Genomic DNA, 5,875 nt, shown 5'->3' with positions numbered 1-5,875 from the left:
GGCCTCCATCCGCCCGGCCACCAGGCCGGCGGAGCGCTCGCGGTCGGCGAGGGCCGCCGCGATCAGCCGGCGCTGGGCGACGCCCGGTTCGGAGCCGCGCCGCAGGACGTCCTCGTGCAGGAGGCCGGCCAGCGTGCTGTCGTCGGTGGCGACGATCCCGCCGAGGTCGATGCCGTGGTCCTTGGACAGGCCGAGGGTGACGGCGGTGGCGAGGCCGAGGATCTCCTCGGCGACCTCCCACATCTTGCGGCCCCGCTCCCCGTCCTCGTGTGCGGCAACGAAGGCGGCGTTCTCCAGCACCCGGGTCGCGTCCAGGACGAGCGGGACCCGGTGGGTGTCCGCCACGGCCCGGATCCGGCGCAGGTTCGCCAACGACAGCGGGTGGCCGCCGAGGGCGTTGGTGCTGGTCTCGACGCAGACGAAGGAGACCCCGCCGGGGTGGGCGGCGAGCGCGCGTTCCAGGTCGTCGACGTCCAGGTCGCCCCGGAAGAGGGGTGGCCCGTCGGGCGTGGCGGCCGTACTGACCGTCAGCGGTACGAATCCGTGGTCGACCTGGTGCAGCGCCCAGGTCGGGAACAGCTCGTTCTGTACGACGAGCCCGCGCCGGCCGGGCCAGGCACGGCAGAGCAGCGCCTCCGCGGAGCGGCCCCGGAGGGTGGGGACGACGTACCGGAAGGGCAGCAGGCCGGCCAGGTCCTCGGCGGGTCCGCCGCGGGCGGTGGCGCGGGCACGCAGTGCGGCCGTGCCCTCGGCCACGTAGTCGGTGTCGAGTTCCGTCCAGGAGTCGGTGACGAGGTCGAAGTCGGCCTCGCCGGAGGGGAGCAGGAGGGGGTTGTATCCGTGCGCGGCGAGGCGCCGCTCGCGGAGGGTGATGGTTTGGGTGCCTGGTGCCGTGGCCGTGGCTGTGACTGTGTCCGTGACTTCGGCTGTGTCCGTGGCTGTGGCTGTGTGCGGTACGGTCTGCGGCAGGGGCTCCGGTACGGGCGCGGGCGTCTCCCGTAAGAGGGGGGTGGGCTGGGTGGTCCGGGGGGCGGCGGGGAGCCGGGCCGCCGAGACCTCGGGGTTGGCGATCATCAGGATCAGCTCGCCGACATCGGTCGGCTCGGCGTCGGACGGCCGGCAGAGGTAGACCGGCAGGTTGACGGGCCGGAACTTGTTCTTGAAGCGGAAGTTGCCCTCTCCGGTGAACACTCCGGTGGACCGCAGCTCGGTCAGCGCCCGCTCGGCCACCGGATCGGCATTCTCCGAGGAGCACAGCCGTACGCCCAGGCTGGCCCCGAAGCTGAACATCGTGCGGCCCTCGGCGGCGAGCAGCCGCACGATCTCCACGACGGTGAACTCCAGTCCTCCCATGGGCGTTTGCTCGGAGTAGAACTCCAGGTCCAGCAGGTAACCGTTCTCCGAGGGGATCCGGGTCACGATGACCGCGCTGCGCAGCTCGTTGCCCGCGTACGTCAGGAACATCCGGTGGCGATCCGCGAGCAGCCCGCGGCCGATCTCGTCGCGCACGGTGAACACGTACGGATTGACCATGTCCTTGGTGGCGCACCAGTCCTGGATCAGCCCGGCGATCGCGCCGTCGGTGGCCGGGTCGGAACCGACGCGGTACTCGGTGACCGAGACGCCGGGCATCCGCTCGAAGCGCTGCACCATGTAACGGAGGCGCCGCATCTGGGGCCCTGACAGGGTGAACTCCTGGATGTCCTGCATCCGTTGGACCACGCCGAAGGGCGTGGCAGAGAACGGGCGTCCGCCGGCCTCCTCCAGCCGGATCATCGAGAGCAGGTTGGGCTTCAGGCCGTGGCGCTCCGCGTGGTCGGTGTACTCGGCAGTCAGTCCCGGGAGGTCTTCCTCCGACCCGACGTAGCTCCACGCCAGCAACGAGCCTTCCCGCTGGGAGAAGTTGAAGTAGGCGCGCCGGGCCGAACCGAGGAAGATCAACGGAGCGATGTCCCGGCCGGGCAGGCCGCCCTCCTTGGCATGCAGTCGGTCGAGCTCGGCGATGACCTCGGCGATCTCCGGGTGGCCCTCCAGCTCACGCTTGCGTACGACGACCGGACCGCCCGCCGACGGCTCGGCTGCCAAGTCGACTGTCCCTGACTTGACTTGATCGATCATCAGATCTTCGGCACGGGCGTCGTGTGCGGTGGACAGGTGGTTCGCCAGGGCGCCCACCGTGGGGTGGTCGAACAGCAGGGACTTGCGCTGCGGCCCGAACCTCCGCTCCAGAGCGGAAACGACCCTGAGCATGTCGAAGGAGGTGAAGCCCTGATCGGCGAAGTTTGTCCCGGCCTCCACCGAGCGCTCGGCTGTCGCCTCGATGAACAGGGTGAGTTGACGCTCTGTCAGATTTGGTGTGTCAGCAGGACCTCCGAGGGCGGCGGCGACGGCCGCGCTCAACCGGTCGACGGAGTCCTGTTCGTAGAGTTCCACCGCTTTGAGGTCCAGGCCGTAAGTCTCGTTGAGCAGCCGGACCAGGTCCATCCTGAAGATCGAGTCGAGCCCCAGCTCGCCGAAGGACTGATCGGGCGACAGTTCCTCCTCGGGGGTTCCGAGGATGTCGGACAGCAATGTGGTGACGGTACGGCGGACTTCGTCCAGCGGGGCGCCGGGCTCGGCGGCGGGGGCCGGCGGTGTGTGGGGCACGGACACATGCGCGGTCTTGGTCGGGGCCGGATCCGGATCCGGGATCCGTACCGGTGCGTGCTGCTCGACGGACGCCCCGAGCGGGGCCAGTTTCACCCGCTCCCGGGAGGACGACGAAGGCGAGGACGGTGACGATGCGATGGTGGCCTCCAGGATCGGTTGGGGGGCGCCGGGCGCGAACCAGTGACGGACACCCGCGAAGGGAACGGCGGGCAAGGGAGTACGGCGCGGCAGCGGGCCGGTCCACAGGCGACTCCAGTCGACCGCCGCACCCTCGACCCAGGCACGGGCCACTCCGTCGATGTCCCCGTACGCCTCCGCTGCCGGGGCTCCAGGGCGGGCCGTACCTCGGTGGCCGCCGACCGGACATACGCCCCGGGCCGCCGAGCGGAGGCCGCGTACCAGCTCCGCCCGGTCGCGTACCACCAGCGCTAGGCGCTCAGGGCACTCCTCGCGCCCGGTCTGCACCGTACGGGCCACCGCTGCGAGGGGCGGCTCCCGCCGTTCCAGGTGATCGGCCAACAGGCCCGCGTACCGCTCCAGTTGTACGGCGGAGGGCGCGGACAGCACCACCAGGCGCGGGCTGCCGTCGTCGGCGGCGGGCTCCGACTCCGGCTGTGGCTCTGGCTCGTACGACTCCAGCACCACATGGGAGTTGGTCCCGCCGAACCCGAACGAGCTGACCCCGGCGCGCCGTACGGGCACGCCGTCCGCGCCCGCCAGTCCGTCCCACCGGACCGGTCCTTCGACGATCCGAAGCGGTGTCCCGGCGAGCCGGATGTGCGGGTTGAGGCGGTCGAGGTGCAGGTGGGGCGGGAGTTGACCGTGCTGCATGGCGAGCAGCACCTTGAGGACCCCGGCGATGCCCGCCGCCGCCTCCAGGTGACCGATGTTGGTCTTCACCGATCCGATCGCGATATGCGGCCGGTCGGGCAGCTCCCGGCCCCGGTCGGCATACAGAGTTGTCAGTGCCTGCTTGACGCCTTCTATCTCTACCGGGTCACCGAGGCTGGTGCCTGTGCCATGTGCCTCCAGGTAGCCCAGGAGGTCGGGGTCGGTGCCGGCCGCGCGATGCGCCCGTACGAGAACCCGGGCCTGGGCCTCGGGGTTGGGCGCGGTCAGCGAACCGGAACGGCCGCCGTGGCCGACCGCCGTCCCGGTGACCACCCCGTAGACGTGGTCACCGTCGGCGAGCGCGCGGTCGAGCGGCTTGAGCAGGACGACCCCGCATCCCTCGCCCCGTACGTAACCGTCCGCCGCCGCGTCGAAGGTCTTGCAGCGGCCGTCCGGACTGAGCATCCCGGACTGCTGGAAGGAGACGAACAGGGCCGGACTGAGAAGGACGTTGACGCCGCCGACCAGAGCCTGCTCGCACTCCCCCGCCGCCAGTGCGCCGACCGCGTGGTGGATGGCCACGAGTGAACTGGAACAGGCGGTGTCGACGGATTCGCTCGGGCCACGCAGGTCCATGAGGTACGAGACCCGGTTGGCGAGGATGGCGTGCGCGACGCCGCTGGCGCTGTGCGCCTCCACCGGGGCCGTGTCCTTGCCGAGCAGGTCGGCGTAGTCGGAGGTGGAGACACCGGCGAACAGGCCGGTCGCGGTCCCTGCCAGATCGGAGGGCCGGTAGCCGGCGTCCCAGACGGCCCGCCAGGTGGTTTCCAGGAAGAGCCGCTGCTGAGGGTCCATCAGGGCGGCCTCACGCGGGGCGATGCCGAAGAAGCGGGCGTCGAAGCGGCTCACGTCGGCCAGGAAGCCGCCCCGGAAGGCGGCGGAGCCGGGGGCGCCCGCGAGTTCCGTACGGTCCTCGGGTACTCCCGACACCAGATCCCGGCCCGCCAGCAGGTGGTCCCAGAACTCCTCCGTGCCGGCGGAGCCGGGCATCACACCCGCCATACCGACGACCGCGACCTGGAACGGGCGGGGGTGTGCGCCGGGTAACGGCGGCGCGGCTACCGCGCCGGCGGCGGGGGGAGGGGCGGGACTCTGCCCCACCGGAGACTTGGGTCCCGTCACCTGCTCCGCCGGCGCCTCTGGCTCGGCCACGGCGGCGGGCGTGTGCCGCGCGGACGTTTCTGCGGCGTGGTGGCGGCCCAGGTAGGCGGCGAAGGAGGCCAGGTCGGGGCACTCGAAGAGGACGGTCGGCAGCAGATCCAGGCCGTAGAACTCGTTGACCTGGTTGATCAGTTCGGTCAGCGTGATGGAGTCGAATCCGAGCTCCAGCAACTGGGCGTCGAGTTCTACCTCTTGTGGATCGACCAGCAGGAACCCGGCGGTCATCGACCGTAGTTCGCGCTCCAGCTCGGCCATCGGCGGCTCCACGGGGCCGGCGGACTCGGTGGAATCCCCCGTGACGGCGACGGCAGGCGTGGCAACGGGCTCCGCCGAGGGCACCGGCCGTTGGACGACCGTGACCCGTACCTCCTGACCGCCCCCGGCCAGATCGAGGGCCCGCAGCCCGTTGGCGGTGCTCATCGGGGCCATGTCCCAGCGGCGCGCGAGGAGTTCGCGCGTGGCGGTGTCCACACTCATGCCGCCGTCCGCCCAGAGCGGCCAGGCGATGGAGACGGTGCGCCCGGTCCGGAGGCCGGCCGCGTGGCGCTGGGCCCGCTGCTCGGCGAACTCGTCCAGGAAGGCGTTGGCATAGGCGTAGTCGAACTGGCCGGGGTTGCCGCTGTAGGCCACCACCGAGGAGTAGAGGACGAAGAAGTCGAGCGGCTGGCCGGCCGTCGCCTCGTCGAGCGCGACCGCGCCCGCCGCCTTCGGAGCGAGTACGGCGTCGAGGTCCGCCCGGCTCTTGGACACCGCGCGGGAGTCGCGGGTGACACCTGCCGCGTGCACGACGCCGCGTAGCGGGCCGTACCGCGCCACGGCGTCGGCGACCAGCCGGTGCGCCTGGCCGGCGTCCGAGACGTCTGCGCGCAGGTACGCGACGGTGCCGGTGCCCCGGTTCAACTCGTCCACCACGCCCTGCCGTTGGACGTCCAGTTCGGAGCGACCCACCAGGAGGACGGTCACCCGCTCGCGGGACATCAGCAGCCGCGCGGTGTGCAGGCCTAGCGGTCCGGCCCCGCCGGTGATCAGGTACACGCCGTCCGGGCGTGGCCGGAGTTCCGCGGTGGGCGGGGGGACGAAGTCCCGCAGCACCCTGGTCTGCCGCTCGCCGTTGCGGTGGCGGACCTCGGCGGCGGCCCCCGGCCGGCATCCGGCCAGCTCCGCCACCAGCGCG

1 protein-coding gene is annotated in these 5,875 nt (G+C 71.7%); it reads right to left on the bottom strand.

Features of this window, described 5'->3' with window-relative positions:
- Positions 1–5,875: SDR family NAD(P)-dependent oxidoreductase (locus tag GT042_RS05095; protein WP_161307493.1), on the bottom strand; the 5,875-nt coding region annotated here is incomplete at both ends.

This window comes from Streptomyces sp. SID3212, assembly GCF_009865405.1.
Classification (GTDB): Bacteria; Actinomycetota; Actinomycetes; order Streptomycetales; family Streptomycetaceae; genus Streptomyces.
This window is presented reverse-complemented; position numbering and strand designations above follow the sequence as displayed.